Origin of the sequence: Pusillimonas minor, assembly GCF_014237865.1 — a bacterium.
Classification (GTDB): domain Bacteria; phylum Pseudomonadota; class Gammaproteobacteria; order Burkholderiales; family Burkholderiaceae_B; genus Neopusillimonas; species Neopusillimonas minor.
Map to the genome: position 1 here is coordinate 138,723 of NZ_JACJUU010000005.1, position 26,581 is coordinate 165,303.

26 protein-coding genes and 3 pseudogenes are annotated in these 26,581 nt (G+C 57.3%); 17 read left to right on the forward strand and 12 right to left on the reverse strand.

The window, feature by feature from the left end:
* Nucleotides 1-109: 109 nt before the first annotated feature.
* On the forward strand, nucleotides 110-1,147 hold the full coding sequence (locus GTU67_RS08620; RefSeq protein ID WP_185779680.1) for an AraC family transcriptional regulator: 1,038 nt from the start codon (nucleotides 110-112) through the stop codon (nucleotides 1,145-1,147).
* Nucleotides 1,148-1,194: 47 nt separating this feature from the next.
* Nucleotides 1,195-1,626 carry an acyl-CoA thioesterase gene (locus tag GTU67_RS08625; protein ID WP_185779681.1) on the forward strand — a complete coding sequence of 144 codons (432 nt, stop codon included), beginning with the start codon at nucleotides 1,195-1,197 and terminating at the stop codon, nucleotides 1,624-1,626.
* A 42-nt stretch (nucleotides 1,627-1,668) separates the two neighbouring features.
* Here GTU67_RS08625 and GTU67_RS08630 read toward each other — a convergent pair whose 3' ends face one another.
* Both GTU67_RS08630 and GTU67_RS08635 read right to left on the reverse strand, forming a co-directional pair.
* Complete coding sequence (locus tag GTU67_RS08630) at nucleotides 1,669-2,064, reverse strand: RidA family protein (protein WP_123659672.1); 396 nt, start codon at nucleotides 2,062-2,064, stop codon at nucleotides 1,669-1,671.
* Between the two features lie 194 nt (nucleotides 2,065-2,258).
* The gene (locus GTU67_RS08635) at nucleotides 2,259-2,765 is read right to left on the reverse strand and encodes a TIGR00645 family protein (protein ID WP_093969930.1); all 507 of its coding nucleotides are present in this window, start codon (nucleotides 2,763-2,765) and stop codon (nucleotides 2,259-2,261) included.
* A gap of 15 nt (nucleotides 2,766-2,780) precedes the next feature.
* Here GTU67_RS08635 and GTU67_RS08640 point away from each other — a divergent pair, with 15 nt between their 5' ends.
* The gene (locus GTU67_RS08640; protein ID WP_185779682.1) at nucleotides 2,781-2,984 is read left to right on the forward strand and encodes a hypothetical protein; all 204 of its coding nucleotides are present in this window, start codon (nucleotides 2,781-2,783) and stop codon (nucleotides 2,982-2,984) included.
* Nucleotides 2,985-3,377: 393 nt separating this feature from the next.
* Here GTU67_RS08640 and GTU67_RS08645 read toward each other — a convergent pair whose 3' ends face one another.
* Nucleotides 3,378-4,490, reverse strand: coding sequence for a carbon-nitrogen hydrolase family protein (locus tag GTU67_RS08645; RefSeq protein WP_185779683.1), 1,113 nt, complete (start codon nucleotides 4,488-4,490; stop codon nucleotides 3,378-3,380).
* Nucleotides 4,491-4,798: 308 nt separating this feature from the next.
* Between GTU67_RS08645 and GTU67_RS08650 the strand changes: the two are divergent.
* Nucleotides 4,799-5,553, forward strand: a pseudogene (locus GTU67_RS08650) (transposase).
* Nucleotides 5,554-5,711: 158 nt separating this feature from the next.
* Here GTU67_RS08650 and GTU67_RS08655 read toward each other — a convergent pair.
* On the reverse strand, nucleotides 5,712-6,674 hold the full coding sequence (locus GTU67_RS08655; RefSeq protein WP_185779684.1) for an AraC-like ligand-binding domain-containing protein: 963 nt from the start codon (nucleotides 6,672-6,674) through the stop codon (nucleotides 5,712-5,714).
* Between the two features lie 136 nt (nucleotides 6,675-6,810).
* Between GTU67_RS08655 and GTU67_RS08660 the strand changes: the two are divergent.
* Together GTU67_RS08660 and GTU67_RS08665 are read left to right on the forward strand one after the other, a co-directional pair.
* Nucleotides 6,811-6,975: pseudogene (locus GTU67_RS08660) on the forward strand (IS3 family transposase); the annotation flags it as partial.
* A gap of 131 nt (nucleotides 6,976-7,106) precedes the next feature.
* Nucleotides 7,107-7,699, forward strand: a pseudogene (locus GTU67_RS08665) (IS5 family transposase); the annotation flags it as partial.
* Nucleotides 7,700-8,264: 565 nt separating this feature from the next.
* On the opposite strand, the gene glmS reads toward GTU67_RS08665, so the two are convergent.
* Nucleotides 8,265-10,097, reverse strand: coding sequence for a glutamine--fructose-6-phosphate transaminase (isomerizing) (gene glmS / locus GTU67_RS08670; RefSeq protein WP_185779685.1), 1,833 nt, complete (start codon nucleotides 10,095-10,097; stop codon nucleotides 8,265-8,267).
* Nucleotides 10,098-10,233: 136 nt separating this feature from the next.
* Between glmS and GTU67_RS08675 the strand changes: the two genes are divergently transcribed.
* Entirely contained in the window at nucleotides 10,234-10,731 is a 498-nt protein-coding gene (locus GTU67_RS08675; protein ID WP_185779686.1) for an Lrp/AsnC family transcriptional regulator, read from the forward strand.
* A gap of 5 nt (nucleotides 10,732-10,736) precedes the next feature.
* Here GTU67_RS08675 and GTU67_RS08680 read toward each other — a convergent pair whose 3' ends face one another.
* From GTU67_RS08680 to GTU67_RS08700, 5 genes are all read right to left on the reverse strand, one after another.
* Nucleotides 10,737-11,825: a glycosyltransferase family 4 protein gene (locus GTU67_RS08680; RefSeq protein WP_185779687.1), complete on the reverse strand. Its 1,089-nt coding sequence runs from the start codon at nucleotides 11,823-11,825 to the stop codon at nucleotides 10,737-10,739.
* A 14-nt stretch (nucleotides 11,826-11,839) separates the two neighbouring features.
* The gene (locus GTU67_RS08685; RefSeq protein WP_185779733.1) at nucleotides 11,840-13,174 is read right to left on the reverse strand and encodes an MFS transporter; all 1,335 of its coding nucleotides are present in this window, start codon (nucleotides 13,172-13,174) and stop codon (nucleotides 11,840-11,842) included.
* Nucleotides 13,175-13,244: 70 nt separating this feature from the next.
* A complete protein-coding gene (gene glmU / locus GTU67_RS08690; RefSeq protein ID WP_185779688.1) occupies nucleotides 13,245-14,612 on the reverse strand; it encodes a bifunctional UDP-N-acetylglucosamine diphosphorylase/glucosamine-1-phosphate N-acetyltransferase GlmU in 1,368 nt (455 codons plus the stop codon).
* Nucleotides 14,613-14,634: 22 nt separating this feature from the next.
* On the reverse strand, nucleotides 14,635-15,399 hold the full coding sequence (locus GTU67_RS08695) for a PhaM family polyhydroxyalkanoate granule multifunctional regulatory protein (RefSeq protein ID WP_185779689.1): 765 nt from the start codon (nucleotides 15,397-15,399) through the stop codon (nucleotides 14,635-14,637).
* Nucleotides 15,400-15,566: 167 nt separating this feature from the next.
* Nucleotides 15,567-16,388, reverse strand: a complete 822-nt coding sequence (locus GTU67_RS08700; RefSeq protein WP_185779690.1) for an NUDIX hydrolase — start codon at nucleotides 16,386-16,388, stop codon at nucleotides 15,567-15,569.
* A 220-nt stretch (nucleotides 16,389-16,608) separates the two neighbouring features.
* Here GTU67_RS08700 and coxB point away from each other — a divergent pair, with 220 nt between their 5' ends.
* The 5 genes from coxB to GTU67_RS08720 all read left to right on the forward strand — a co-directional run bounded on the left by coxB (nucleotide 16,609) and on the right by GTU67_RS08720 (nucleotide 20,723).
* Nucleotides 16,609-17,766 carry a cytochrome c oxidase subunit II gene (gene coxB / locus GTU67_RS08705; protein ID WP_185779691.1) on the forward strand — a complete coding sequence of 386 codons (1,158 nt, stop codon included), beginning with the start codon at nucleotides 16,609-16,611 and terminating at the stop codon, nucleotides 17,764-17,766.
* A gap of 85 nt (nucleotides 17,767-17,851) precedes the next feature.
* A complete protein-coding gene (ctaD, locus tag GTU67_RS08710; RefSeq protein ID WP_185779692.1) occupies nucleotides 17,852-19,444 on the forward strand; it encodes a cytochrome c oxidase subunit I in 1,593 nt (530 codons plus the stop codon).
* Between the two features lie 13 nt (nucleotides 19,445-19,457).
* Nucleotides 19,458-19,562, forward strand: coding sequence for a cytochrome oxidase small assembly protein (locus GTU67_RS15215; protein ID WP_216820796.1), 105 nt, complete (start codon nucleotides 19,458-19,460; stop codon nucleotides 19,560-19,562).
* 21 nt (nucleotides 19,563-19,583) lie between these two features.
* Complete coding sequence (locus GTU67_RS08715; protein ID WP_185779693.1) at nucleotides 19,584-19,808, forward strand: DUF2970 domain-containing protein; 225 nt, start codon at nucleotides 19,584-19,586, stop codon at nucleotides 19,806-19,808.
* A 39-nt stretch (nucleotides 19,809-19,847) separates the two neighbouring features.
* The gene (locus GTU67_RS08720; RefSeq protein WP_185779694.1) at nucleotides 19,848-20,723 is read left to right on the forward strand and encodes a cytochrome c oxidase subunit 3; all 876 of its coding nucleotides are present in this window, start codon (nucleotides 19,848-19,850) and stop codon (nucleotides 20,721-20,723) included.
* A 172-nt stretch (nucleotides 20,724-20,895) separates the two neighbouring features.
* Here the strand turns inward: GTU67_RS08720 and GTU67_RS08725 are convergent, their stop codons facing one another.
* Nucleotides 20,896-21,108: a twin transmembrane helix small protein gene (locus GTU67_RS08725; protein WP_185779695.1), complete on the reverse strand. Its 213-nt coding sequence runs from the start codon at nucleotides 21,106-21,108 to the stop codon at nucleotides 20,896-20,898.
* A gap of 38 nt (nucleotides 21,109-21,146) precedes the next feature.
* Between GTU67_RS08725 and GTU67_RS08730 the strand changes: the two genes are divergently transcribed.
* From GTU67_RS08730 to GTU67_RS08750, 5 genes are all read left to right on the forward strand, one after another.
* Complete coding sequence (locus GTU67_RS08730) at nucleotides 21,147-21,950, forward strand: SURF1 family protein (protein ID WP_185779696.1); 804 nt, start codon at nucleotides 21,147-21,149, stop codon at nucleotides 21,948-21,950.
* 117 nt (nucleotides 21,951-22,067) lie between these two features.
* Nucleotides 22,068-22,655, forward strand: a complete 588-nt coding sequence (locus GTU67_RS08735) for an SCO family protein (RefSeq protein ID WP_249417657.1) — start codon at nucleotides 22,068-22,070, stop codon at nucleotides 22,653-22,655.
* 5 nt (nucleotides 22,656-22,660) lie between these two features.
* On the forward strand, nucleotides 22,661-23,671 hold the full coding sequence (locus GTU67_RS08740) for a COX15/CtaA family protein (RefSeq protein WP_185779735.1): 1,011 nt from the start codon (nucleotides 22,661-22,663) through the stop codon (nucleotides 23,669-23,671).
* Nucleotides 23,668-24,561, forward strand: a complete 894-nt coding sequence (gene cyoE / locus GTU67_RS08745; RefSeq protein ID WP_185779697.1) for a heme o synthase — start codon at nucleotides 23,668-23,670, stop codon at nucleotides 24,559-24,561. Before GTU67_RS08740 ends, cyoE begins: the two co-directional genes overlap by 4 nt.
* The gene (locus tag GTU67_RS08750; RefSeq protein ID WP_185779698.1) at nucleotides 24,561-25,166 is read left to right on the forward strand and encodes an SCO family protein; all 606 of its coding nucleotides are present in this window, start codon (nucleotides 24,561-24,563) and stop codon (nucleotides 25,164-25,166) included. The genes cyoE and GTU67_RS08750 overlap by 1 nt, the downstream gene beginning before the upstream one ends.
* Before the next feature lie 339 nt (nucleotides 25,167-25,505).
* Here the strand turns inward: GTU67_RS08750 and rpoH are convergent, their stop codons facing one another.
* Nucleotides 25,506-26,390 (reverse strand): RNA polymerase sigma factor RpoH, encoded by an 885-nt coding sequence (rpoH, locus tag GTU67_RS08755; RefSeq protein ID WP_185779699.1) that lies wholly within the window; start codon nucleotides 26,388-26,390, stop codon nucleotides 25,506-25,508.
* Between the last annotated feature and the right edge of the window lie 191 nt (nucleotides 26,391-26,581).

Genomic DNA, 26,581 nt, shown 5'->3' on the forward strand with positions numbered 1-26,581 from the left:
GCTCACGCAGCGCCCGCAGCCGTGATCGCGCTGCGGGCAGACCGCCCCGCCCGGCGCTATACTGAGACAAGGTCACCAGACGGCGTCGGAGGCGGACATGCCCACGAACATGACAAGTTGGACCCAGGCGTTACTGGGCAATCACATGCTACTGGCGTCGCACGACGCCGAAGAGGTACGCACGCGGGTGGCCGCCCTGCTCAATGACCATGTTCTGGAACCCGGCGGCGCCACCCTGGCCGCCAAGCTGCATGGCGTGCAGGCCGATGCCCTGAGCCTTTGGCGTCTGGAATACGGCGAGGCCGTATCCGTCAAAGAAACCCGGCCGGGCGGCGAGTTCCTGATCGTGCAGTTACCGCTTACCGGTACTGTCACCGTCCAGTGCGACGAAGGCCAATGGTCGGTCAGCCCAGGCACCGGGCTGATCATGCCTTCCAGCGTCCCGCACCAGCTATCCTGGGAGGCCGGTGCCGCACAGATCATTCTTAAAGTGCCGCTGCAACGCCTGCACGAACAATACCGTGGTCTGACGGGTACCACTGCACATAGCCCCTTGCGCTTCGACCGCAAAATAGCGCTGAAGGCGACCGACGGCGAGCAATGGAGCGCCTTGTTGCGTTATTTTTGTGAACAAGTCGCACAACCCCATGCCATGGGTTGGCTAAAAGTCAAAACCGCTGAAGAGGCCCTGATCCGCCATTTGTTATGTGCGCAATCGGCCACACTGCGCGAACACTTTCTGGGGGAAGACAGTATTCAGGTGCCCCAGCGCCTGCAGCGCGCCCGCGCCTACATCGAAGCTCACCTGAGCGACGACATCACGCTAGACGACATTGCCCGGCACAGCAACACCAGCCCACGCACACTGACACGCATGTGCCGCCTGCAGTATGGTGTCAGCCCCATGCAGCTGGTGCGCGACCTGCGCCTCGACCAAATCCGGCAAGCGCTCATCAATGCTACGGCCGACAACTCCGTCTCGGAAATTGCCCTGCGCTGGGGCTACACCCACCTGGGCCGTTTCGCAGCCGCCTACCGTCAACGTTTTGGCGAAGCGCCACACGACACCCTTCAAAAGAAACGGCGCGGCATGCAGCCGTTTGAGCGCAACGACGGGCCCGACGCCAACCAGAATCATCGGCACTAAACCAGCGTTAGAATGGCGGGCACTGCTTAACCCTACAGGACCCGGTAATGCCCAATATTCACCACATGCCCATCGAAATCGGCTTCAAGCACTGCGACCCCGCCGGTATTGTGTTTTACCCGCGCTACGCCGAAATGCTGCACGACACCGTTGAGCATTGGTTTAATCATGGGCTGAAAATAGGTTTTAACTACCTGCACACCACGCGCAACATGGGTATCCCCATGGTCAATTTGCAGGTTGATTTTCGTATCCCCAGCCGGCTTGGCGACGTCCTCGACAGCCAGTTGGTCGTAAAGAAACTGGGTCGCACGTCGATGCAGATGCTGGTGCGCATTTGCAGCCCCGACAACGACGTGCGTGTCGAAGGCCGCTTGACGGTTGTCTTTGCCAGCCTGGGCAAGATCAGCTCGGTAGAAATCCCGGAAGATTTCAAAGCCCTGATTTTGCCCTACGTACATGAAAGTGCCGAGGCTTAAGCGACTTTAGATAGGGCCAGCCTCACACACATCGCTTTGACCTTAACCAGGTAAACGAACAGTCACTTCAATTTCAATTAACAGCCCCGGTACGGCCAGGCCCGTGACGCCGATAATGGTCTGCGCCGGGTGCTCGGTGCTGCCCTGCACGGCTTCAATCGCAGCGGTAATCACCTCGTACTGGGTGGGGTGCAGCGTATAAATGGTGCGCCGAACCACATCGTTCCAGCCGGCATTAACGGCTTTTAAGGCGACTTCGATATTGCGCATGGCCGCCTGGGTTTGCGCACCCAGGTCATCGCCCCCGACGATTGAAAAATCGGGGGCCAAAGCCACCTGCCCGGCAATGTAGGCAACACGACCCGGCTCTGCAACCGTGATGTGGCTGAACCCTGGCGCAGGATGAAGTTCGGGGGGGTTAATAAGTTTGCGTGACACACTTGCCTCCTGAATATGACATGGCGCCCGTGAATCGGGCGCGCCAGGCCACTATTGCCTTGGAAGCAGGTTCTGTCAAGACGGAGGCGGTTTTAAAACAGGGCAATGCGCTGGCGCCGCCGGCCGCCAGCAAGTCATGCAATGATACTGACTGTCGCCCCAACTGCCCACATGCCGGCCCGGTACTGAGCAGACTAATGGCCTTTGCCAGCCAGACGATCCATGCCGGCGTAAAACAACCCCGAAAACAAGAATGTGACGTGGATACCGACCATCCAGGCCAAGTGCCGGTCAGACAGGTTGTCGACATTCATGAATGCCTTCAGCAGCTCAATACCCGAAATCGCGACGATTGAGCCGATGAGCTTCAACTTCAGGTCGGAGAACCCGATATGGCCCATCCACTCCGGGCGATCCTGGTGGCTGTGCAGGTCATCCATTTTCGAGACGAAGTTTTCATACCCGCTGAACATAATGATGATCAGCAAATTCATGATGAGCGCAATGTCTACCAGTGACAGCACGCCAATAATCAACTCGCCACCCGTCGCCGTCATGATGTCGGCGAACAGCACCCAGATTTCTTTGGCGAACTTGAACAGCAGGATGACCAGCGCCAACGCCAAGCCAAGGTAAACCGGCCCCATAACCCAGCGGCTGGTAAACAGAAGGTGTTCGAAGGATTTTTCCAGGCGTTTCATGATGGGAAAAGGGAAATGAAGGGCGCCTATTTTAGCGCGTTGCCCGCCGGCAAGCGTCGTTTGTCAGTAACCGGAAAAAGGCCTGGACGCGGTTATTTAACGCTGAAGATTGAAAATAAAATCTGGCCGAATTGTGCGCCATGGAACTCTCGACACGGGACGATAAAAGACTCCAGCGTCATCTCAAAGAATCTGACCTACCGCCAGGCAAAACATTGAGCAGCTTCCAGTTCGACGCCGTTACCGGCTTTCTGCCATCCCATTGGCAAACGCATTTGAAATTTGAGCCACTGGCTCATTATTACTTTGCGCGCGACACCATCTGCGTGGTCACATGAAACTGCGAAGCTCCTTCCCCCAGCGTGATGACATAAGGCAATGACACGAACCCACCAGTAGATCACACATCAGCTCGACTTCGGTCGATAGATGAGCTTACCTTGATCCTGCCGAACTGCTCCTTCAATGCGCGATGGCTCTCGTTGTAAAGTCTGCTCATGCTGGTCCTTTGTGATTTGTATAGAAAAAGGAGGCGAACGCGCATTGGCGCCCGCCTCCTCTTGCTTTCATGTGGCCGAACTGAACGAGCAGTCGGCTCAAAGCGAACGGTTATCAGCTCTCTTTGTGGCCGTTGACCCGCTCATGTTGAACCAGCGGCTTTTGTAAAGACAGACTGGGGGCTTCCAGGCTATACGTTAAGCCAGGTCCGGTAACCTGCGATACTGAGGAGAAGACTTCCTCCGACTCAATATGTTTTCCTATATCCTTCAAGCGTTTGACGGGGGACTGCGCCTGGTTGTTGAACTGCAATGAAAAAACATCGGGCCGGGAATAATGGCCCACAGGGTCTGCGGCCTGTTTAGCCATCGTGATTTGTGCCAGATCGATCTCGGCGTAGAGGATCCCCTCCCCATCCGCAGGCAGTCGCTCGGCTAATGGTCGACCGTCCGGTCCGAATATTTGAGCGAACCCTCCGCCATAGCCGATAAGCTTTTCGTGCATTTCGTTTTCGCAGAAAAACTCAAGTGCGGCTTTTCCCACAACCTGAGTCGAGCACAATACGAACGTTTGTCCTTCCATTGCGTACATTTGAGTGGCGACAAGCTGTGCTTCGGAACTGAAGGCGAACACTTCAGGCTGATATAAGGACATCCCAGGCCATGCCGCGATATGGATCTGTTCATGCATCGCGTACATTGCGTATTTGGTTGGGGTCTGGAAATGTTCCCAACAATTCAGAGCGCCGACCCTACCGAGAGGCATATCGTGAACTGCGATGTCCGATCCGTCACCTTCGCCATAGACAGTACGCTCTACATGAGTGGGTTTCAGTTTTCGTCTGTGAGAAACGATCTCCCCTTTTTCATCAATAATCAGTTGGCTCATGTAGAGACTGCCACCATCGCGCTCACTGAATCCGATCACCACACATATATTATTGTTCTCGGCAGCTTCCTGAATCCGGGTGATCAACGGGCTGTCAATTGGCAGGGATTGTTCATGATAGCGAGTGGCGAATTTGCCCATCCCCGCGAAGGGGCTGTCCAACCAGATGTGATATGGATATCCGGGAATAAAAACTTCAGGAAATGCGATGATCTGAGCGTTATTGTCGGCTGCTTCTTTTATCAGACCGATAGCCTTCTCGACGGTAGCCGCGGCATCAAACCAGACGGGCTCAGCTTGAACCGTAGCCGCTTTGAACTTATTGGTATAAGTCACCATAATGATTGTCTCCCTTGTATATACAGAAAGCTGATTTAACAAAACTGCCGCTTCAATTTAGACGGAACTGCCGAAGATCAGTTGTCGTTTTTTACAGGTAACATTGTCGGATCATGACAAGCAAAAACGATGTACTGGCTAACGCCTCGCCAACGGCTTTGGCGGACACACGCGCCAGCTAAATAGTCAGCCCTGAATAATCCGTAAAGCCAATGGCAGCGCGGGTTTCAAGGTAATTCTTGTGGTTTGGGTTTGCAGGATTTGAGATAATGTGGGCACGTTTTCCTACAAATTTTTCCGGTGTTTTTATGGGTCCTAAGCCGATTACTCCAGGATCAGGCGAGTTGTTCCGCCAGACGCTGCGCGAGCAGATCAACCTGAAGCATCCCTTGGTCAAGCTGGCCGATTTGATCGAATGGGAACGCATCGATGCGGTGTGTGCCAGTCGTTTCACGTCCGGACGTGGCCGCCCGGCCACCTCGCCGCGATTGATCGCCGGTCTGCTGTATCTGCAACACGCGTTTGACCTCTCGGATGACGATGTCGTGTGGGGCTGGGTCGAGAACCCGTATTGGCAAGTTTTCACCGGTGAAACGTACTTGCAAATTGAGCCGCCGATTGACCCAGAAGGCTTTGTCGTGGGGGCACGTTCCATGCCTGGCAACCCTTACGATGGTCACACATTGCCCGAGGCGTTGGAGCAGGCCAGCATTCTGGGCGACACGCCCATTCATACGGCCGTTGTTGACCGAGGCTATCGAGGAGTGGAGGGGTATCGGGCACCCGGATATTACGATCAGGCCAGCGCCGAGGCATCACCAAAGGCTTGAAAGCGATGATAAAACGCCGAAGTGCGATTGAACCGACGATCGGCCACATGAAATCGGACGGAAAACTGGACAGAAACTGGCTCAAGGGTCGGCTTGGTGACGCCATCCATGCCATTCTGTGTGGTGCCGGCCACAACATTCGCCTGCTGCTGCGCCGGCTGCGGCTTTTTTACGCCTTGATGCTGGTGTGGTTGGCGAGTGGATTGAATGAAAAAAACGGGATGGCGGCGTGATTACTGCCTTCGGTTGAGGAAAAAGCTGAGTTATTCAACTCCAACTAAATAAATGCCTGCAACGCAGTAGCACGCACAGAAGACCGGGCAGCAGACTCTGCCCGGCTCAAAAAATCATCGATTCACCCGAACATGTATCAGCTTTCCGTTGATAGAGGTCACAAATTCGGCGTGACCTGCCGCCGTAATTCCCGCGGCGTGGTTTTATAGTGACTTTTGAACACCCGATTAAAGTAGGGGATATCAAGAAAACCCCATTTACGGGCGATCGCAGCAATTGTTATATGACGCGACCTTGGGCTAATAATGTCTTCTTTAATACGCTCAAGGCGTTGGCGTCGAATCACATCGACAACTGTGCAGTGGTACTCCTTAAAAATTCTATAAAGTTGGCGCACTGACAGCCCATGCTCACCCGCTATGTTTGCTACACAAAGCTCAGGGTCCGCCAAGTTGGACGAAATATAGTTATTGATTCGCCGAAACAATACTTCGTCATAAGCAGGCGGTACGTTGCAACTGATTAACTGATCGTCGATGCACAAGTTCAACAAGCCCAAGGTATGGTCAAGCAGCGAGGCTCTATGCTCAAAAGAATGGTGACGCGCCTCGTTGGCGATACTCATCAGCAGCGCCGCCGCGATGTGCGTGACGCCGGTTCGTCCCATCAATGTCGTCGCCGTTATGGAATCGATTGCTCGATTAGTCAGCGTAAACATATCGCGCGGGAACTGGAAGACAGCCATTTCCCAATCATTGGGAAAGACGATGTCATAGGGCCGCCTGGTGTCCCAGAGTACAAAGTCACCACGGCGCAATAGCGCCTGCCGATCATGTTGCTCGATCACTGATGAGCCTTGTAGTTGCAGGCCAAGCATCAGGTAGTCGTCGTCATCTTGAGCGATGAGCTTGGGTGTGCGAGAAATGCGTTGGGGCCTAGAGCCCGACGTCACGATCCGTACGTTTCCAAGCTGGCTAAGCGCTACCCTACCGACAAAGTTATCGTGCGGAGCAATCTGTATGCTTAGTGGCACATAATTGCGCCACACCACGTCGTTCCATATCGAGATACGGTCGCGAGGGGCCAATTCTTTGGAACGGTAAAGGACATGTGTATCCATGAGGAATCTCCTCGCTCTGGAAGCCCGGCTTGGTTATGCGGGTTGGCATGGCGATGCGGTGTTTGCCGCTACAAGTAGCGCCCCGGCTTTGAGTGTGCCGAGACAATTCAGCATACGATACTACGCTTTTTCGCCACGCATCAAACGCAAAATTTATAGCAGCAGGGAATTGGCACGTCAGGATATCTTTGACTATATAGAAATGTTTTACAACCCGATTCGGCGGCATGGTTATGCAGCCAACCTTTCGCCGGTAAACTACGAACGGCAATATTTTTCTGAGGCAAAAAATAGTCTATAAAAGGCTGGCCGATTCAGCCTAAACACCCAAGTACCGAGCAAGAAGCTCGTTTTGGCTGGACAAGGCAGCGCTGTCTTTCTCTTCCACAACCACGCCTTTTTCCAATACGACACAGCGGTCGGTGTTAGCCAGGGTTGTTGCAAGACCAAGGCATTCAGGTTCGCAAAGGCACGATTGTGGACGCCACGATTATTGAAGCGCCCAGTTCGACCAAGAACGCCGCAGGCGCTCGTGACCCCGAGATGCATCAGACCAAAAGGGCAACCAATGGCACTTTGGGATGAAGGCGCACATTGGCGTGGACTTGCACAGCGGGCTGGTGCACACCGTGGTGGGGACGGCGGCCAACGAGCACGATGTCACCCAAGCGGCTGCATTGCTGCATGGGCAAGAGCAGCTGGTGCTGGGCGATGCCGGTTACCGAGGCGTCGAAAAGCGGTACGAACATCAGGGGCGCGGTGTTCAGTGGCACATTGCCATGCGCCCGGGCAAACGACGCGCGTTGGGTACCAGCGCATTGGATCGATTGGCCGACTCGTACGAGCGTTTCAAGGCCAGCCTTCGTGCCGGGGTCGAGCATCCGTTTCGCGTCATCAAATGTCAGTTCGGCTTTCGCAAGGTGCGTTATCGCGGATTGGCGGAAAACACGACCCACGTGAAGATGTTGTTTACGCTGTCCAACATCTGGATGGCACGCCGCCATTTGATGGCGGCGGCAGGATAGGTGCGCCCAAAAAGCGCCAACAGACCCGGTTACGGGCCTGTTCGGGGTAGAAACACCCCGAAAGTGGCGATTATTTGGGTAGCTTTTAACCATTTTTCGGATTTTTGCCGTCAGGTCGGTTTTGCCGCGTTCTGAACTGGCTTATTCAGACCTTACTTAGCTGGATTATGTAACTGCACAGGGTAGAAAGTGGATCCGCAGAGAAGTCTCTGGAACCGCTACGTTACTACCGCCTCCAAGACCTGCTAAGTACAACGACGGGTCTCAGCATTACATGGATCAACCAATGTCAGGATATGCGTGATCTAGCGATATGCAACATGAGAGTTTGGCGCAGCGCATTAACAAGAGGCGAGAATGGCAGGCTCACCCGGATTTTCAGCCTTTTACACAATAGCTGAGCGATGTCAATACGGCGGCACCACCAAAAAACAACAAAAGGGCGAAGATGGCTGAAATTTGATGTGTTTTGACTGACGTTAGCATCAATAAAAGATCGACAGACTTTATTCCCTTCCGACAGACTTTATTTTCAATCTTCAACGCGCCCGGCCAATTCGCATCCTTACTCCACCGTCACACTCTTAGCCAAATTCCGGGGCTTGTCTACGTCGGTGCCCCGGGCACACGCGGTGTGATACGCCAGCAACTGCAGCGGTATCGTGTGCAAAATCGGTGACAGCTTCCCGTAGTTTTCCGGCATACGAATCACATGCATGCCGGGGCTGCCGACAATTTTGGTGTCAGCGTCGGCAAAGACATACAACTCGCCGCCTCGGGCGCGTACTTCTTGCATATTCGACTTCAGCTTTTCAAGCAGCTCGTCGCGCGGGGCGATGGTAACGACCGGGATCTGATCGGTTACCAACGCCAGCGGGCCGTGCTTGAGTTCGCCCGCGGGGTAGGCTTCGGCGTGGATGTAGCTGATTTCCTTCAGCTTCAATGCGCCTTCAAGCGCAATGGGGTAATGCATGCCGCGCCCTAAAAACAGCGCGTTTTCTTTGCTGGCGAAACGATCGGCCCAGGCCATGATTTGGGGCTCGAGGGCCAATACTGCCGAAATGGCCACGGGCAGGTGACGCAGGGCTTTCAGGTAGTCGGCTTCCTGGGCGTCGGTCAGGCGGCCTTTTACCTGGGCCAGCGCCAGTGTTAACAAGAACAAACCGGCTAACTGGGTGGTAAACGCCTTGGTCGATGCGACGCCGATTTCGACACCCGCGCGGGTAATATAAGCCAGCTTGCACTCGCGCACCATGGCACTGGTCGACACGTTGCAAATGGTCAGGGTGTGCGTCATGCCCAGCCGCTGGGCATGCTTCAGGGCCGCCAGGGTGTCGGCGGTTTCGCCCGACTGGGTAATAGTAACGACCAATGTGCGCGGGTTCGGCACGCTGTCGCGGTAGCGGTATTCGCTGGCAATTTCGACGTTGACGGGGATTTTTGCAATGGACTCGATCCAGTAGCGCGCGGTCAGGCCGGCGTAGTAGCTGGTGCCGCAGGCCAGAATCAGTACGTTGTCGATGTCATTGAAAACTTTATACGCGCCGTCGCCAAACAGTTCAGGCGTGATGGTCTGAATGTCTTGCAAAGTATCGCCAACCGCGCGGGGTTGTTCGAAAATTTCTTTTTGCATGTAGTGGCGGTATGGGCCAAGTTCGGCCGCGCCGGTGTGAATGTGCACGGTGTGGACGGCACGGTCAACAGGCTGGCCCTGGGCGTCAATAATCCACACGCGCGACAACTGCAGGTCGACCACATCGCCGTCCTCCAGGTAAATGATCTGGTCGGTGGTGCCGGCCAGCGCCAGCGCGTCTGAAGCCAGAAAGTTTTCGTTTCGACCTACGCCAACCACCAGGGGCGAACCCTGACGGGCACCCACAACACGGTGGGGTTCGTCTTGGCAAAATACGGCAATGGCGTACGCACCCTCAAGACGCCGCGTCGCTTGCTGGACGGCGTCGAACAGATCGTCGGTATAGAGGTGATCGACCAAGTGGGCAATAACCTCGGTATCGGTCTGGCTTTCAAACACATAGCCGGCGGCCTCAAGCTCGGCGCGCAGTTCGTCGTGATTTTCGATAATGCCGTTATGCACCAGCGCAATGCGGGCGTTGCCGCGGCTTTGCCCGGAAAAGTGCGGGTGAGCATTATGGGTGGCTGGCGCACCATGTGTTGCCCAACGGGTATGGGCAATACCCGTAAACCCTTGTAACTGGTCGGCGGCAATTTCACGTTCGAGTTCGGCCACACGCGAAGTGCTGCGCGCGCGGCGCAACTGGCCATCGGCATGCACCGCAACCCCGCACGAATCGTACCCGCGGTATTCAAGCCGCTTCAAACCTTCGACCAAAACAGGGGTGACATCACGTTGCGCCACGGCGCCGACAATACCGCACATAAACTGAACTCCTTAATGAGATCCTGTATTGTGCGCAATACAACGAGAAATTAAATTTCTTATTAATCATTAATATGAAATAAAATTTCAAGATAACATCTACATGAAATTTTATTTCATAAATACGGTACAAAATATGTCTGGCACAAGCACCGAACTCGATGACCTGGATCTGCGCATACTAAATGTCCTGCAATCAGACGCCAGCCTGACCAACCAGGCCCTGGCCGAACGCGTACACGCATCACCCCCAACCTGTTTACGCCGGGTCAGGCGCCTGACGGCGGCAGGCGTTATTGAAAAGCACGTCGCGATTTTGAACACCGAGGCGTTGGGCACCGGCCTGACCGCCATTTGCGAAATCACGCTCGACATACAAACGGCAGACCACTACGCCGCGTTTGAGGCGCTGGTGATTCAAGAGGACGCGATACTGCAGTGCTACCGGGTATCGCCCGGGCCAGACTTTGTCGTGGTGGCGCAGGTCACCGACATGCCGGCCTACCACGCACTGGCGCATCGGGTGTTTACCTCGCAACGCAATGTGCGCAACGTGCGTACATTTTTTGCCACGCACCGGGCCAAATTCGACACCCGGGCCTTGCTGCCCCAGCCTGGCCCCAGGCGGCCCTGAAAGCCTTACGCCGTACCAGACGAATCGCGCACGCCATCCGGCGCACACACGCGCAAGTACAAGTCTGCATAGCGTTGCGCCATCTGGCCCACGTCGTGCTCAGCCCAGACATAGTCATAAGCACGCTGCGTAACACAGGCGCACAGCTCGGCATCGTCAAGCAGCTGCGCAATACCCGCCGCCATGGCGCGGTAGTCGGCGACATCGCACAGCACGCCCCGGCCGTCAGCCAAAACTTCTTTTAGGCCGCCCGCCCGCGTGGCCACCACAGGCACGCGCTGGTAAAAAGCGTCAAGCACACTGCTACCCAGGGCCTCGTGCGTGGAAGACAACGCAAAGACGTCGAACAAACCGTAAAGCGATTCAACGCCGGACACAAAACCGGCAAAGACATAATGAGAGCCCAGATTAAGCTCGGTGACCAACTGACGAGCCGCAAACGAAACGTCACCATCAGCCCCAAAATGAACAAACATGACGTCGGGGTGCGTTTTACGCAAGTGATGCGCCGCCCGAATCAGCGTCAGCGGATCTTTCTCGCGCGTTAAGGCGGCCGTGGTTCCCACCACGCGACGACCATGTAAACCATACCGTTCACGCAAGGCTTCGATATGCTCGGCATTGGCAACCGCGGGTTCGGCGGCGCTACGGATAATGGACACGTCCAGCCCCAAACGCCGGGGCTCGGCGGCGGCCGCTTCGCTAATCGCCGCAAACCCGTCAACGCGGCGCCACTTCCAGAGCGTTTTGCGCAGCTTTGACGAAGACACCGGAAACGCTGTGCGTCGCGTAAATACAATACGACCGCGCAATAACGGCTTTAACACGGCCAGCCAGGTCAGCGTATTGGCGGTCTGGGCATGCAAGACATCGAAATGCCGGCCACGAACCAGCAAAAATGCCAGCAATGCAGGCACGGCGCCCGCCCCATGCACCACAAAGCCGCCCTGGCGTGCGGCCTGGGCCAAGGGCTCACCTTCGCGGGCCAATAACTGCACGTCGTGCCCCAGCAGCCGCAATTGCTGAAGACAATACAGCGTTTGGCGTTCGCCACCGCGCCAGCCGCGCTCGAAGTTCAGCAACAAAATACGCATGACGGACCTGACCGCTACAAAGACAAGTCGGGCGCACGACTGAAATAACGCGCCACATTGATACCCACTGCGCCCAGCGCCAGCACAACCCCCACTGCCAACGCCACAGTAGCCCCCACCGGCCCGCCGAAGTGAAACGACAAGGCCGCCAGGGCCGTACCAACACTTTGGCCAAACACGCGTGTGGTGGCCTGCAAGCCACCCGCCGCACCGCTTCGGCGGCGCGGCGCACCAGACAGCAAGGCCCGATTATTGGGCGACTGGAAGAAGCCAAACCCCAAACCCCCGACCAGCATGGGCACCCAGCCCCAGAACAGGCTGGTACCAGACGGCAAAAGGACGATCCAGAACATACCAACGGCCGCCAGCCCGGCCCCGATGATACACAGTATGGCCACCTGGAAGCGGTCGGACAAATAACCGGCAACAGGCGCCATGATGGCCGACCCGATGGCCCAGCCCCCCATTAGCACGCCCACATGCGCATAGCTGTACTGCATGATGTTGATGAGATAAAACGGCAAGGCCACAAACGCCGCCATATGCGCGGCAAACAACGTTGCCGACGCCCCTACGGCAAACGCAACGGGCTTGATGCGTAACAAGTCCAGCGGCACGACAGGGGCCTCTTGCTCGCGCGAATGCCGGTACAACAACCAGGCAGACACTCCTGCCACAACAAGAAAAATGACGGCCCACAGCACAGACGACACCAGCATGTCGAGCCCGATGACGAACAGACCAAACGCCAGCGCGCTAAGCACGCACGCCAGCCAATCGAATGGGCGCACCGTACGCGGCACATCGGGCAAGAACCGGACGCCAAAATATGTGGCCAAACACAACGGCACATACATTAAAAACATCCAGTGCCACGAAGACCACTCGATGATGAATGCACCAATGGTCGGCCCAAGTACCGCCATAACGGAAACCATCAGGGCGTTCAGGCTGACGCCAAAGCCCAACTGACGACTGGGGTAAATATTGCGCACCAGCCCGCCAAACAGGCACATGAGCATTGAGGTACCAATAGCCTGAATGACCCGCGCCGTGAGCAACATCGTGAATGAGTTGGAAAACGCAACCGCCACGGCCCAAAACATGAACAGCGTAATACCCACCACAAACATACGCCGGAACCCAACCCGCTCGGCCAGCGCCGACAACGGCAGCAAGGTCACCAAAATGGTAACGCTGTAGGCAATCATCACCCACACAACCAGGCGCGGCGCGATGTTCAGGTCGGCCGCAATGGCCGGCAGGGCCACATTGGCCATGGTGACATCGAGCGAAGCAATGGCCAGGCTGACCATCAGGGTCATAATTGCCCACAACCGACGGGGCATGGGCAAACCGTCGGGTGTTGCGGCCGGCGATGCCGAGGTGTCGACCGGATCAGTTACAGACAATCGGACCTCAGGACTTTTTGACGGGGCGCTGCCACCCGGGCACCGACGCCTGCTTGCTACGCGACAAGGTTAACTGCCCGGCCGGCGCATCTTTGGTTAGGGTTGTACCTGCGCCCAACGTGGCGCCCTTACCCACCCGCACCGGCGCAACCAACTGCGTATCAGACCCGATAAAGGCATCGTCTTCGATGATGGTTTGAAACTTGTTGACGCCGTCATAATTGCAAGTAATGGTACCGGCACCGATATTGACGCGATCGCCCACCTGGGCGTCGCCAATATAGGCCAGATGATTGGCTTTCGAGCCTTGGCCCAGCCGGCTTTTCTTGATTTCGACAAAATTACCTACATGGGCGTCGTTGCCGATATCGGCCCCGGGGCGCAACCGCGCGTATGGGCCCACACGCGCCTGGCTGCCGACACGCGCGTCGTCGATGTGGCTAAAGGCATCGATACGGGTCCCTGCGGCAATATGGGCCTGGCGCACAACGCAGTGCGGGCCCACCTGTACCCCGTCTTCCAAAACAACATCGCCCTCGAACACACAGCCGACATCGATGAAAACATCGCGACCGCACTGAAGCGTACCGCGCACATCGAAGCGCGCCGGATCGGCCAACGTCACGCCTTGCTCGAGCAAGCGGCGCGCCTGCTCGGCCTGCCAGATACGTTCGAGCTGGGCCTGCTGCACGCGGCTGTTGACGCCGAGGGTTTCCCAGGCGGCTGACGGGTGTGCGGCACCCACCGGCACGTTGTCGGCCACCGAAAAGCCCACAATATCGGTTAAGTAGTATTCGCCCTGGGCGTTATCGTTTTTTAGCTGCGACAGCCAGCGCTTAAGTTGCACGGTCGGCGCCACCACAATACCGGTGTTTACTTCGGTAATGGCAAGCTCTTGGGGCGAGGCATCTTTATGTTCGACAATGCGCTGCACCTGACCGGCAGCGTCGCGCACAATACGGCCATAACCCGATGGGTCGGGCAGGTTTTCGGTCAGCACCGCCATGCCTTGGCCGCGCGCGGCCAACAACTTGTGCAGCGTATCGGCCTGCACCAGCGGCACATCGCCATAAAGTACCAGGGTGGCGCTTTGGGCATCGTCGTCTAGCAGCGGCACGGCCTGCATCACCGCATGGCCTGTACCCTGTTGCGGGCTTTGCAAGACAAAATCAAGGTCGGCCTGGTCGGCAAAGGCCGCCTTGACCGCGTCGGCGCCATGCCCGACCACCACAATAATACGCTTGGGGCCCAGCAACCGGGCCTGCCCAAGCACATGGGCCAACATCGGTTTACCGGCAATGGGATGCAGCACTTTAGGCAGGCTGGACTGCATGCGCTTGCCCAGGCCGGCCGCCAAAATAACAATATTCAGCATGTAACGTTACGAATAAGAGAGATCAGGATGAAGCCTTGGTGCGTGCTGCACGCTTGCGCGGCGCGGCACGACCAGAGGCGGTGGTTTTTTTTGCAGATGCGGATTTGCGGGCGGCACGCGGTTTGGGTGCGCCTGCAGCAGGCGAAGCCGCCGCCATGGCGGCCAAGCCGGAAGAAACGCTGGACGAGGTTGACGCCTTCGTCGCCGCATCGGTTGCCGCCTGGGTTGCGGCACTCACGGCACTTTCGGCATTTTTCATGCTGGCCGCCGTTGCCGAAGCCAGGGTGTCGAACTGCTGCTGAAGCATATTCCACCAGTTGTCGCCCGACCCGCTGGTTACCGGATCGGAGGACGCCGCACCGGCAGTGTCGGCACGCGGGGCCTCGGATGCCGGCTTGATTTTGGCTTGCCCGGAAGGTTTCAGCCCCAGTGCGACCTCGAGGGCCGAAGGGGCATCGTCGTTGCCGGCCGCCGCAGGCGACACAAACGACTTCAGGGTGGCGATGGTGGCGCGTTGCACTTCCATCCCCTGAATAGTGCTGCCCAGCATTGACAAGTTCATGCGCAGCCAGTTTTCGACCGTACGCAATTCGGTAATGCGGCGATCCAGCTCTTCGAGACTCATGGGCGGGGCGGCAACCGTACCCGCGCTCAGCGCGCCGGCCCCGGCACCCGCCAGGTTTTGCCAGGCCTGTCGCATCATTTCCATACTGGCCATCATGGGGTTTTGCGCCATGTCGCCCGATTGCCCAAAACCCGGCAATACAAAAGGATTGGTATTCGTCATGATGCCCCCTGCTATAAGTAGTGATGCCCGTGAGTTAAACCCGGTAAAACAACGCCTGTGGCGCCCAACTGAAACCATTTTACGCAGAATGCCGTACGGCAGGGCAAGAATGCCATAGCGTACAGCAACGCATCGCGGCCGCAAGCAAGAAAGCACCTTGTCACCCGTTATGTACGCAAACGCGCCATCAGGCTGTCGAGCACCACCAGCTCGGCCTCAAGGGTGAACTCATCGGCCAAAATGCGGGCCCAGACGTCTTCGATGTCGAGCGCCATGATTTCACTCACCTCGCCATCTTGGTTGACCGGTCTGACCTCAGCATCAAGCACGCACTCGCTGACCAGCGCGTCTTCGACCTGATATCCCTCGGGCAAATGACGGTTCATACGAGTAATGACGCGAACCGGCGTACGCCCGCCCAACACCTGAGGCGCCAGGCCCGCCTCTTCATAGCTTTCGCGCAGCAATGCCGTATCGAGCGACTCTCCGGCGCCTGCCAACCCGCCAACCAGCGTGTCAAGCATGTCGGGGTCTGTCGTTTTAGTGGCCGACCTGCGAGCCACCCATAACCGGCCGTCTGGCGTCCAGGCGTTAAGGTGAACGGCGCGCGTCAGCAACCCCAGCGGACGCAGGGCGGCGCGTTCTATAACCCCCAGCACCTGGCCTTCGCCCACCACATCGAGCAGCTCGTTACGCCAACCCCGTAAACAGCCCGCATCTTTTAAGGTATGTGCAACGGTTTCGAGCACCTGGTTCAGGGGCAAACCCCGCGCGGCCAAGGCATGTATGTGGACGGCTTCGGGGGTAATGGCCACACCCGGCAAGCCCGCCAGCGCAAGGGTTGCGCGCGCCGTAACCCAGCCAGAAACCCGGCCGGCGACGGTAAGGGGGCGCGCACCTGCAGGCGGCAGCTGCTGTATGCGTTGCTGCAGGGCCTGAAACCGGGTCGTCAGGGCTGCAAGAAATGACGATGACGGGGTAAGATTCATGACGCGATTGTAGTGTAAGCCGCCGCAATTACCCCACGACTTGCGCAGGTTCGTTATAATTCCGCGGTTTAAGAGCAATTCAATGGGGCAGGTGTTTTCATAGGCCGTGGTTCTACGCGCCTGCCATCTGATAATTGTGCACTCGCCGCAGGCCAATTAATTAACGGCCTATTAATTAAAGTTGCCAACGGGCGAACGCACACCGTATTTCGAGGTCAGCATGATGAAGTTGAGAGGGGTACTGGGCGCCGGGGCTTTGCTGTTCGCAGGCATTGCTGGTGCACAGGTTGCAGATATGCCCGGGGGGCCAAAGGTTAACCAGCTTAACCTCACCCCTGGGGTCACACAAATCGCCAACGACATTGCATGGCTGCACTGGATGATGCTCATCATCTGTACAGTCATTTTCATTGGTGTTTTCGGGGTCATGTTCTACTCCGTTTTCAAGCACCGCAAGGCGCGTGGCGCTGTACCGGCCAAGTTCCACGAACACGTGGGTGTCGAAGTTGCCTGGACAGTCGTCCCCTTCCTCATCGTTATCGGTATGGCCCTGCCTGCAACCCGCACGGTCGTCGCCATGAAAGACACTTCCAGCGCCGACGTCACCGTCAAGGTTACCGGTTACCAATGGAAGTGGGGCTACGAATACCTCGACGGCGCAGCCCAGGGCGTAGAGTTCATGTCGAACCTCACCACCCCCATGGCTCAGCGCATGGGCAAAGAAGCTCCCGGCGAGTTCTACCTGATGGAAGTCGATAACCCGCTGGTTGTGCCTGTAGGCAAAAAAGTGCGTATCGTGCTTACCGCCGGCGACGTCATTCACTCCTGGATGGTGCCCGAACTGGGCGTCAAGCAAGATGCGATCCCCGGCTTCCTGCGCGATACCTGGTTCCGTGCCGATAAAATCGGTACGTACCGCGGCCAATGCGCCGAACTTTGCGGTAAAGACCACGCCTACATGCCTATCGTTGTCGACGTCGTCTCTCAAGAAGACTTCGACAAATGGGCCGCCGAGCAGCAAAAAGCGCTGGCCAGCGCTGCCGACGACCCCACCAAAGAATGGACCAAAGAAGAGCTCATCGCTCGTGGCGAAAAAGTCTACACCGCCGCTTGCGTAGCGTGTCACCAGGCTACCGGCAAGGGCAACCCCCCGGCATTCCCTGCACTCGACGGCAGCGCTGTTGTCATGGGCCCGGCCAAAGCGCAAATTCTTACGGTATTGAACGGTGTCAACGGCACGGCCATGGCCGCTTTCCGCGACCAGTTCAACGACGTAGAAATCGCTGCAGTCAGCACCTACATCCGCAATGCCTGGGGCAACGCGGGTAAAGGCCAAGACCCTGTCGTCCAGCCTTCACAAGTTACGGCATTGCGCTAACCCTTGTTGGCACGTGTAATCAAGTTCACAAGTTTTTCTGCCGGGGTGGCCGCGCTGCCCCGGGAAAAGTAGGAAGGAGTCCATCATGAGCAGTGTTACTGCCGATCACGCCCACGGGCACGATGACCACGCCCACGGCGCCCCGCACGGGTGGCGTCGCTGGCTGTTCGCCACCAACCACAAAGACATCGGGACGATGTACCTCATCTTCTCGTTCATCATGCTGCTCGAGGGCGGCACGCTGGCCCTGTTGCTGCGTACCGAATTGTTCTCGCCCGGCCTGCAGTTCTTCCAGCCCGAGCTGTTCAATCAGTTCACCACCATGCACGGCATCATTATGGTGTTTGGTGCCATCATGCCGGCGTTCGTAGGCTTCGCCAACTGGATGATCCCGCTGCAAATCGGCGCATCCGACATGGCTTTCGCCCGCATGAACAACTTCAGCTTCTGGCTGTTGCCCGTCGGCGCCATTCTGTTTACGACATCGTTCTTCGTGCCTGGCGGCGCAATGGCGGCCGGCTGGACAATGTACGCACCGCTGACCCTGCAAATGGGTATGGGTATGGACCTTGCCATTTTCGGCGTCCACATTTTGGGTGCGTCGTCCATCATGGGCGCCATCAACATTGTGGTTACCATCCTGAACATGCGCGCACCTGGCATGACCCTGATGAAAATGCCGCTGTTCTGCTGGACATGGCTGATTACGGCTTACCTGCTTATCGCCGTAATGCCCGTACTGGCCGCTGCCGTCACCATGCTGCTCACCGACCGTCACTTCGGCACCGCGTTCTTCAACGCTGCCGCAGGTGGTGACCCCGTTCTGTACCAGCACGTGTTCTGGTTCTTCGGTCACCCCGAGGTCTACATCATGATCCTGCCGGCATTCGGTATTGTGTCGGCTATTGTGCCTGCCTTTGCCCGCAAGCCGCTGTTCGGTTATGCCTCAATGGTTTACGCTACGGCCGCTATTGCGATCCTGTCGTTCCTGGTCTGGGCACACCACATGTTCACCACAGGCATGCCTGTTACCGGCCAGTTGTACTTCATGTACGCCACCATGCTTATTTCGGTGCCTACCGGCGTCAAAATCTTCAACTGGGTGGCCACCATGTGGCGCGGCTCCATGACTTTCGAAACCCCCATGCTGTTCTCGGTGGGCTTCATCTTCGTGTTTACGTTGGGCGGCTTCACCGGTCTTATTCTTGCCGTAGCACCTATCGACATCGCCGTGCACGACACCTACTACGTTGTGGCTCACTTCCACTACGTGCTGGTTGCCGGTTCGCTGTTTGCCTTGTTCGGCGGCGCCTACTACTGGCTGCCCAAATGGACAGGCCGCATGTACGACGAGCGCCTGGGTAAATGGCACTTCTGGATGACAATGATTTCCTTCAACGTCACCTTCTTCCCCATGCACTTCCTGGGCTTGGCTGGTATGCCCCGCCGCTACGCCGACTACGCCGCGCAGTTCACCGATTTCCACCAAATCGCCACCATCGGCGCCTTCTGGTTCGGTCTGTCGCAGTTAATCTTCGTCTACGTTGTGCTCAAGGCTTACTCGGGCCGTGGCGAAGTCGCTTCTGCCAAGCCCTGGGATGGTGCCGAAGGCCTTGAATGGACAGTGCCTTCGCCTGCACCGTTCCACACCTTCGAAACTCCGCCTGTAGTCAAGTAATCAAAGGTTCGAAATGACACCAGAACAACGCCGCCGCAACCGTATTACCGGGCTGATCCTCGCCGCCATCGTCTTCGCGATCATGGGCTGGGTTATTGTCCGCGGCGGCATTGGCTAACATTTCAACTAAGGTATCGGCATGACCAACGACATCCGCGAACTTTCGCAACGCAAGCTTAATTTCTTCCAGACCCTCAAAGCGGTACTTTGGGGGTTCCTGGGCGTACGGAAGGGCAAGGGTTACACCGAAGACATCGCCAAACTCAACCCGGTCCACCTTATTATTGCGGCCGTTCTCGGCACAGTTTTGTTTGTGGTGGGCTTGGTTATGGTGGCACAATGGTTCGTCGCTCAGGCCGTTTAACGTATTTGTACAAAATCCAATAATTCGTAGGAGAACACCATGAGTGCAAGTCACTCGGCAACCGGCAACAAGGCGCCTTACTACTACGTGCCAGCCGATTCCGCACACCCGGTGCGTGCCAGTGTCGCCCTGCTGATCGTCCTGATCGGCGCGGCGTTGTGGGTTAACAGCATTTCCTTCGCCCCCTGGCTGGTTGGCGCGGGCTTGTTAATGCTGTTTGTTGTTTTGTGGGGCTGGTTCGGCGACGCTATCCGCGAATCCGAAGGCGGTCTTAACAGCCAGCGCGTCGACCACTCGTACCGCTGGAGCATGGCCTGGTTCATTTTCTCCGAGGTCATGTTCTTTGCCGCGTTCTTTGGTTCGCTGTGGTACACCCGCGAAATCACCACGCCTTGGCTGGCCAACATCGACCACCAAAACATGCTGTGGCCCAACTTTTCGGCCACCTGGCCTAACATGGGCCCTGCAGGCGTCGTAGAAGCCTTCCAAACGGTCGGCCCCTTCTGGCTGCCTACCATCAACACGGCATTGCTGCTTACCTCGGGCCTTACCCTCACTATCGCCCACCACGCCATCCGCGCCAATCATCGCGGCAAAACAGCGTTCTGGCTGGCAGCCACCATCATTCTGGGCTTCATCTTCGTGGGCGTTCAGGCTTACGAATACATGCACGCCTATGCCGACCTCAACCTGCGCTTCGACTCGGGCGCCTACGGTTCGCTGTTCTACATGCTCACCGGCTTCCACGGCTTCCACGTTATTCTGGGCGCTACGATGCTGCTGGTCATTTTCTTCCGCGTCATGAAAGGCCACTTCACGGCAGACCAGCACTTCGGCTTCGAAGGTGCGGCTTGGTACTGGCACTTTGTTGACGTTGTATGGCTGGGCTTGTACCTGTTCGTTTACTGGTTCTAAGTATGGCCATAGCCCGGGCTCAACGCCCGGGCACAAAAAAACCGGCAGCCTGCCTTGCAGTGCGCCGGTTTTTTTATGGCGGCAAACTTAAACACGCCTTTGCTGCAACTTACCCGCAACAAGCAACACGAAGCCGCCCCTGCAGCATACTGCCGCTTGTGCCACACATGGTTTACTGCGGCCGCAAACCAAAGCCCGTGCTTTGAATCCAGCCCATATAGTTGGCGAACAAAACAAACAAAAACAAGGCAATAGACAAGCCGATACGTACGGTAAGGGCGTTAACGGTACGATTGCTGCCGCCTTTGTCACGCATAAGATACAAAAAGGCCGACGCCAGGCTGGCAATAATGCCCAGAAACGCCAGAATCACAATAATGCGCATGCGCTGCCCCCTTTGAAGAAACTATAATTATCGCAGACATGGCCCAATCCCCCTTTTCTTTTCGTATCGTTTCCGCCCTGGTCGTACTCGCGGTGGTTGCCGTTGTGTGCGGCTCGCTGGGCCGTTGGCAACTGGGCCGTGCCGCCGAACGCGAAGCCCTATTGGCCAACATTACCGCTGGGCAGGCGCAACCGCCGCTGGCTCTGGGGGCCAACACGCCGGTGGCACAAATGGCCAACTGGCGCCCTGCCACGGCAACGGGGCAGTGGCTGAACCGCTACACCATACTGCTGGCCAATCGTAACCACGAAGGGCGTCCTGGTTATTGGGTGGCCACGCCGATGCTAATCGGCCAAGACGCCCATCTGCCTGAGCCAGGCGCAAAGGCACTGCTGGTGCTGCGAGGCTGGATTCCTCGTCCGCTGGGCGCCGGCAGCGCACTGCCACCGCTCGAAGCGCCCCCCGGCATCCACACCATTACCGGCAGCCTGCGCGACCGTGTCCCACGGATGTTCGAGCTGTCCGGCGCCGATAACAACGCCCTTACCGTATTGTCGTCGGGCACCACCGGGCCGGCCAAGCCACCCGAAGTCCAGAATCTCGACCTGGCCGACGTCGAAACCGTAACTGGCTTAAAATTGGTGCCGGCTGTACTGCAACAAACCTCCGCCGCTTCACTAGAAGACGGCACCCCTCTTATTCAGAACTGGCCCACCCCGTCGGTCGACGCCGACAAGAACCGGGGTTATGCCATTCAATGGTTTGCATTTGCCGCTATCGCACTTGGCGCCTGGCTGGTTATTGCCTGGCGTACTTTGCGCGCGTGGCGCCGGCACGTATAACGCTGCCCTAACGCATGACAAAAGGATTACCCCGTGGTTAGCACTACCCCCGAATCGTCACCCAAGGCTGCGCCCAAGCGCTCTATCCAGCCCCTGATCTGGATCGTTGTATTGTGCATGGCGCCCATCGTGTTTGCGCTGCTGGCTTACTACGTACCGGCACTGGGCCTGCGCCCAGGCGAAACCAGCAATTACGGGCAACTGGTTAACCCCCAGCGGCCCACACCACCGGCCGAACAGCTTGGCCTGACGACGCTCGACGGCAAGCCCTTCGACCTGGCCAGCCTGCACGGCAAATGGGTGCTGGCTACGGCCGACCAAGGCGCCTGCCCCGAATCCTGCGTCGAAAAGCTGTTTATCTTGCGCAACTCTCATGCCAGCCAGGGCAAAAACGTCGATCGCGTCACGCGCATCTGGTTCATCACCGACAACGCCGAGATCCCGCAAATTGTGCAAGACGCCTACGTCGGTACTGTGTTCGTGCGGGCAGACCCTGCAAAACTGGCCACCTACCTGCCCACCAACACCGTCACATCTGCCGGGGCATCGGTCGCCGAAACCCTGGCACAGCCCATGTGGGTGATCGACCCCCTGGGCAACCTTATGCTCGAGTTCCCGCCCGACGACGGTACCGCGCCGCAAGAACGAGGCCCTCGTGTACGTAAAGACATCAGCAAACTGATCTACAACTCGCGCATTGGTTAATCATGATCGACGCCATCAAAACCCGCTACCGCAAGCTGGTTTTCTTCACCTGGTTTTTAACCCTTGACCTGATCATGTTTGGCGCCTTCGTGCGCCTGACCGACTCTGGCTTGGGTTGCCCCGACTGGCCCGGCTGCTACGGCAAAGTCACGCCCATTGGCGCGTCCGACCACATTCGTGCAGCCGTCGAGGCTATGCCCTATGGCCCGGTCAGTTTTCCCAAAGCCTGGATCGAAATGATCCACCGTTACGTGGGCGCGCTGTTAGGCTTGCTGATCATTTTTATCGTGATCATGGCCTGGCGGCACCGCAAAGTGCTGGGCAACACACCGCGCCTGGCTATCGTCACCCTGGTTGCCGTGTGCATTCAAGGGGCGTTCGGCGCCTGGACGGTCACGCTCAAGCTCATGCCTATTATTGTTACCATCCATCTATTGGGCGGCATGACGCTTCTGGCACTGATGACCTGGCTGGCCGCGCGCGAAAAATCACATCCTCCGATCTCGTCAGCCGCGGCGCGCTGGCACCCCTGGATGGTCGCCGGCTTCATTTTGATATTCGCCCAGATTGCACTGGGCGGCTGGGTCAGCACCAATTATGCAGCGCTGGCGTGTATGGACTTCCCTACCTGCAATGGGCAATGGGTACCGCCTATGGACCTGCACGGCGGCTTCTCGCTCATTCGCGCATTGGGTGAGCTACCCTCGGGCGAGATGATTTCGCAACAGGCCCTGACCGCTATTCATTGGGTACACCGTAACTTTGCTTTTGTAGTGTTTGTTTATATGGGCCTGCTGGCGCTTAAATTACGCCAGGAACCCGGCCTGCGCACCCCGGCCACGGCCATTTTGCTATTGCTGCTGGCACAATTGTTTACCGGCCTGACCACTATTTTCTTCGAGTGGCCCTTGCTGATTGCCGTGCTGCACAACGGCGGCGCCGCCGGGCTGGTTCTGTTCAGCACAACCTTGCTGGTTCGTCTGGCGGCCACCCGTCAGACTACAATAGCGTCATGAGTACTGCATCATCCCTTCCTTCGTCCGGCCTGTGGCGGCAATACTGGGTATTAACCAAGCCCCGGGTTACGCAACTGGCGGTGTTTTGCGCCATTATCGGCATGTTCCTGGCCAGCCCGGGGTTGCCGCCCTGGCAACCCGTGGTCGCCGGCACCATCGGCATCTGGTTGCTGGCCGCTGCCGCCTTTGCCATCAACTGCCTTATCGAACAAGAAGTCGACGCCAAAATGCAACGCACGGCGCGGCGGGCAACGGCGCAGGGCACGATTACCAACCTGCAGGTGCTGGTGCTGTCGGGTATTTTGGGTGGTGTCGGCATGCTGGTGCTGTACCACTGGGTCAACCCGCTAACCATGTGGCTGACCTTTGCCACGTTTGTGGGCTATGCCATTATTTACACCATTATTCTTAAACCGCTCACGCCACAAAACATTGTCATTGGCGGGTTGTCGGGCGCCATGCCGCCCGCTCTGGGTTGGGCGGCAGTGGCCAATTCGGTGCCGGCCGAAGCCTGGGTGCTGGTGCTGATTATTTTTATCTGGACACCCCCGCACTTCTGGGCGCTGGCGCTTTACCGCAACACCGACTACGCCGAATCGGGCCTGCCCATGCTGCCCGTCACACACGGCCAGCAATTTACGTTGCTGCACATTTTCTTGTACAGCCTGGTTTTATTTGCAGCCACCATGTTGCCCTTCATGATCCGCATGAGCGGCCTCATTTATCTGGCCTGTGCCGCTGTGCTTAGCGGGCTGTTTGTCTGGTATGCATGGCAACTGTATCGCAACTATTCCGATACCCTGTCGCGCAAACTGTTTCGTTTCTCGATTTTGTACTTGTCGCTGTTGTTCCTGGCGCTGCTTATCGACCACTGGGTACTACTGCTGTAATGACGACCACCACATTCAATCGACGCTCGTTACTTAAGCTGGCAGGCGCCCTGGGGTTGACCACATTGCTGGCGGCCTGCGGCCCCGACCCGAAACCTCAGTTTCATGGGTCCGACATCTCGGGCACCGGCCTGGGCAGCGACCTGAACATGGTCGACCATACAGGCCAGCCTCGTACCCTGGCCGACTACAAAGGTAAAGCGCTCGTGGTGTTCTTCGGGTTTACGCATTGCCCCGATGTTTGTCCCACTGCGCTGGCACATATCTCACAATCGTTGTCGTTGCTGGGCGATCAGGCCAGCGACGTTCAGGTCATTATGGTCAGCGTCGACCCCGAGCGCGACACGCCCGAAATATTGGCCAACTACGTCAAAGCCTTCAACCCCGGCTTTGCCGGGCTGACCGGGACAGCAGATCAGCTAAAAGAAACGGCACGCTCGTTTAAAGCGTTTTATGCCAAAGTGCCCGACCGCAGCAACAACACCTACACCATGGACCACACGGCGTCTTTCTATTTGTTCGACAAAAGCGGTCAAGCACGTGTTCTGGTCAACGCCACAGCCCCGGCCGACCAACTGGCGGCCGACATAAAAGCATTGTTGTAATTCCCAGCGCCGCCTACCCGACTCATCCCCAAACAATCAAAACGCCCGTAACCACCGCCGAGGCGCGGGCATAAAAAAGGGGACGCCGAGGTTGGCGTCCCGCTAAAAACCCGCTTCAGAAGGGAGGGGATTGAGAGAAGCAGAAGCGGTCACAAGACACTGGACACAACGAGGTGAATGTCAACAATGTCTTATAAGGTTTAGGCCTTACGACCGGCATTTGGTTCAGTCAAACACCCGATGAAAATGTATTTTTTTGTATCTACGCAAAGGCAGCTACTTGGCCCATGTCGGGCACAGCACCCGGCCCTTAAACCGGCCGGGCAATGGCCTGCGCATTTAACCTGCCAATGCAGCGCGCATTTTTTTGAAGGCTGCCGCCTCGATCTGGCGGATACGCTCGGCTGAAACGCCGTATTCGGCCGCCAGTTCGTGCAGCGTTGCGCCGCCGTCGTCTTGCAGCCAGCGGGCCTCGACAATGCGTCGGGAACGGGCATCAAGCATTTCAAGGGCCTTGCCCAGCCCTGGGCCTTGCAGCGCATCGGCCGCACGGCGCTCTAGCACGTTAGAAGGTTCTTGCATGCCGTCGTCAGACAAGTACGAAACAGGGGCGAAAGCATCTTCGTCGTCTTGCGGCGCTTCGAGGGCCAGTTCGCGCCCCGTCAGACGGACTTCCATCTCGCTGACGTCTTCGGGACGCACATTAAGTTCGCGCGCAATGGCATCGACCTGGGCCGGATCGAGCGTTTGGCCGTCGGGGCGCATTCTGCGCAAATTAAAGAACAGCTTGCGCTGGGCCTTGGTGGTGGCGATTTTGACCATACGCCAGTTGCGCACGATGTATTCGTGGATTTCGGCTTTGATCCAGTGCACGGCAAACGACACCAGCCGCACGCCGCGGTCGGGGTCGAAACGTTTGACCGCCTTCATCAGGCCGATATTGCCTTCCTGGATGAGGTCGGCATGTGCAAGGCCATAGCCCAGGTACTGGCGCGAAATGGACACGACCAGACGCAGGTGCGACAAAATAAGCTCGCGCGCGGCGTCGAGGTCGGCCGCATCGCGCAAACGCTTGCCCAATTCAGTTTCTTGCTCGGCAGAAAGCACGGGCAAACGATTAACCGCTGCAATATAGGCCTCGATAGTGCCTAGTGCACCGGGGTTCGAGATGGCCGCTGTTAACGCTGTATTAGACAGTGCCAAAGATTGCGATGGGTTCGTCATTTTGGTGTGCAGTCCTGATCCTTGGAATAGGTAACTTTTATATTAGCACTCTGTGCGGCCGAGTGCTAACGCGGTTACCAATATGACCACCGGCCACAGAAAAAAGTTCAAAAAAAGCGCTCACACAACACGCCGAAGCGGCTGTGTGAGCGCGAGGCTCTCTCTCATTAGCCATACTACACACGAAGTTT

Excerpts from the sequence above, each read along its gene's own strand:
- GTU67_RS08620 (WP_185779680.1), top strand. The coding sequence starts at position 110 with ATGACAAGTTGGACCCAGGCGTTACTGGGCAATCACATGCTACTGGCG.
- GTU67_RS08625 (WP_185779681.1), top strand. The coding sequence starts at position 1,195 with ATGCCCAATATTCACCACATGCCCATCGAAATCGGCTTCAAGCACTGC.
- GTU67_RS08635 (WP_093969930.1), bottom strand. The coding sequence starts at position 2,765 with ATGAAACGCCTGGAAAAATCCTTCGAACACCTTCTGTTTACCAGCCGC.
- GTU67_RS08640 (WP_185779682.1), top strand. The coding sequence starts at position 2,781 with ATGAAGGGCGCCTATTTTAGCGCGTTGCCCGCCGGCAAGCGTCGTTTG.
- GTU67_RS08645 (WP_185779683.1), bottom strand. The coding sequence starts at position 4,490 with ATGGTGACTTATACCAATAAGTTCAAAGCGGCTACGGTTCAAGCTGAG.
- GTU67_RS08655 (WP_185779684.1), bottom strand. The coding sequence starts at position 6,674 with ATGGATACACATGTCCTTTACCGTTCCAAAGAATTGGCCCCTCGCGAC.
- glmS (WP_185779685.1), bottom strand. The coding sequence starts at position 10,097 with ATGTGCGGTATTGTCGGCGCCGTGGCGCAACGTGATGTCACCCCTGTT.
- GTU67_RS08675 (WP_185779686.1), top strand. The coding sequence starts at position 10,234 with ATGTCTGGCACAAGCACCGAACTCGATGACCTGGATCTGCGCATACTA.
- GTU67_RS08680 (WP_185779687.1), bottom strand. The coding sequence starts at position 11,825 with ATGCGTATTTTGTTGCTGAACTTCGAGCGCGGCTGGCGCGGTGGCGAA.
- GTU67_RS08685 (WP_185779733.1), bottom strand. The coding sequence starts at position 13,174 with ATGCCCCGTCGGTTGTGGGCAATTATGACCCTGATGGTCAGCCTGGCC.
- glmU (WP_185779688.1), bottom strand. The coding sequence starts at position 14,612 with ATGCTGAATATTGTTATTTTGGCGGCCGGCCTGGGCAAGCGCATGCAG.
- GTU67_RS08695 (WP_185779689.1), bottom strand. The coding sequence starts at position 15,399 with ATGACGAATACCAATCCTTTTGTATTGCCGGGTTTTGGGCAATCGGGC.
- GTU67_RS08700 (WP_185779690.1), bottom strand. The coding sequence starts at position 16,388 with ATGAATCTTACCCCGTCATCGTCATTTCTTGCAGCCCTGACGACCCGG.
- coxB (WP_185779691.1), top strand. The coding sequence starts at position 16,609 with ATGATGAAGTTGAGAGGGGTACTGGGCGCCGGGGCTTTGCTGTTCGCA.
- ctaD (WP_185779692.1), top strand. The coding sequence starts at position 17,852 with ATGAGCAGTGTTACTGCCGATCACGCCCACGGGCACGATGACCACGCC.
- GTU67_RS15215 (WP_216820796.1), top strand. The coding sequence starts at position 19,458 with ATGACACCAGAACAACGCCGCCGCAACCGTATTACCGGGCTGATCCTC.
- GTU67_RS08715 (WP_185779693.1), top strand. The coding sequence starts at position 19,584 with ATGACCAACGACATCCGCGAACTTTCGCAACGCAAGCTTAATTTCTTC.
- GTU67_RS08720 (WP_185779694.1), top strand. The coding sequence starts at position 19,848 with ATGAGTGCAAGTCACTCGGCAACCGGCAACAAGGCGCCTTACTACTAC.
- GTU67_RS08725 (WP_185779695.1), bottom strand. The coding sequence starts at position 21,108 with ATGCGCATTATTGTGATTCTGGCGTTTCTGGGCATTATTGCCAGCCTG.
- GTU67_RS08730 (WP_185779696.1), top strand. The coding sequence starts at position 21,147 with ATGGCCCAATCCCCCTTTTCTTTTCGTATCGTTTCCGCCCTGGTCGTA.
- GTU67_RS08735 (WP_249417657.1), top strand. The coding sequence starts at position 22,068 with ATGGCGCCCATCGTGTTTGCGCTGCTGGCTTACTACGTACCGGCACTG.
- cyoE (WP_185779697.1), top strand. The coding sequence starts at position 23,668 with ATGAGTACTGCATCATCCCTTCCTTCGTCCGGCCTGTGGCGGCAATAC.
- GTU67_RS08750 (WP_185779698.1), top strand. The coding sequence starts at position 24,561 with ATGACGACCACCACATTCAATCGACGCTCGTTACTTAAGCTGGCAGGC.
- rpoH (WP_185779699.1), bottom strand. The coding sequence starts at position 26,390 with ATGACGAACCCATCGCAATCTTTGGCACTGTCTAATACAGCGTTAACA.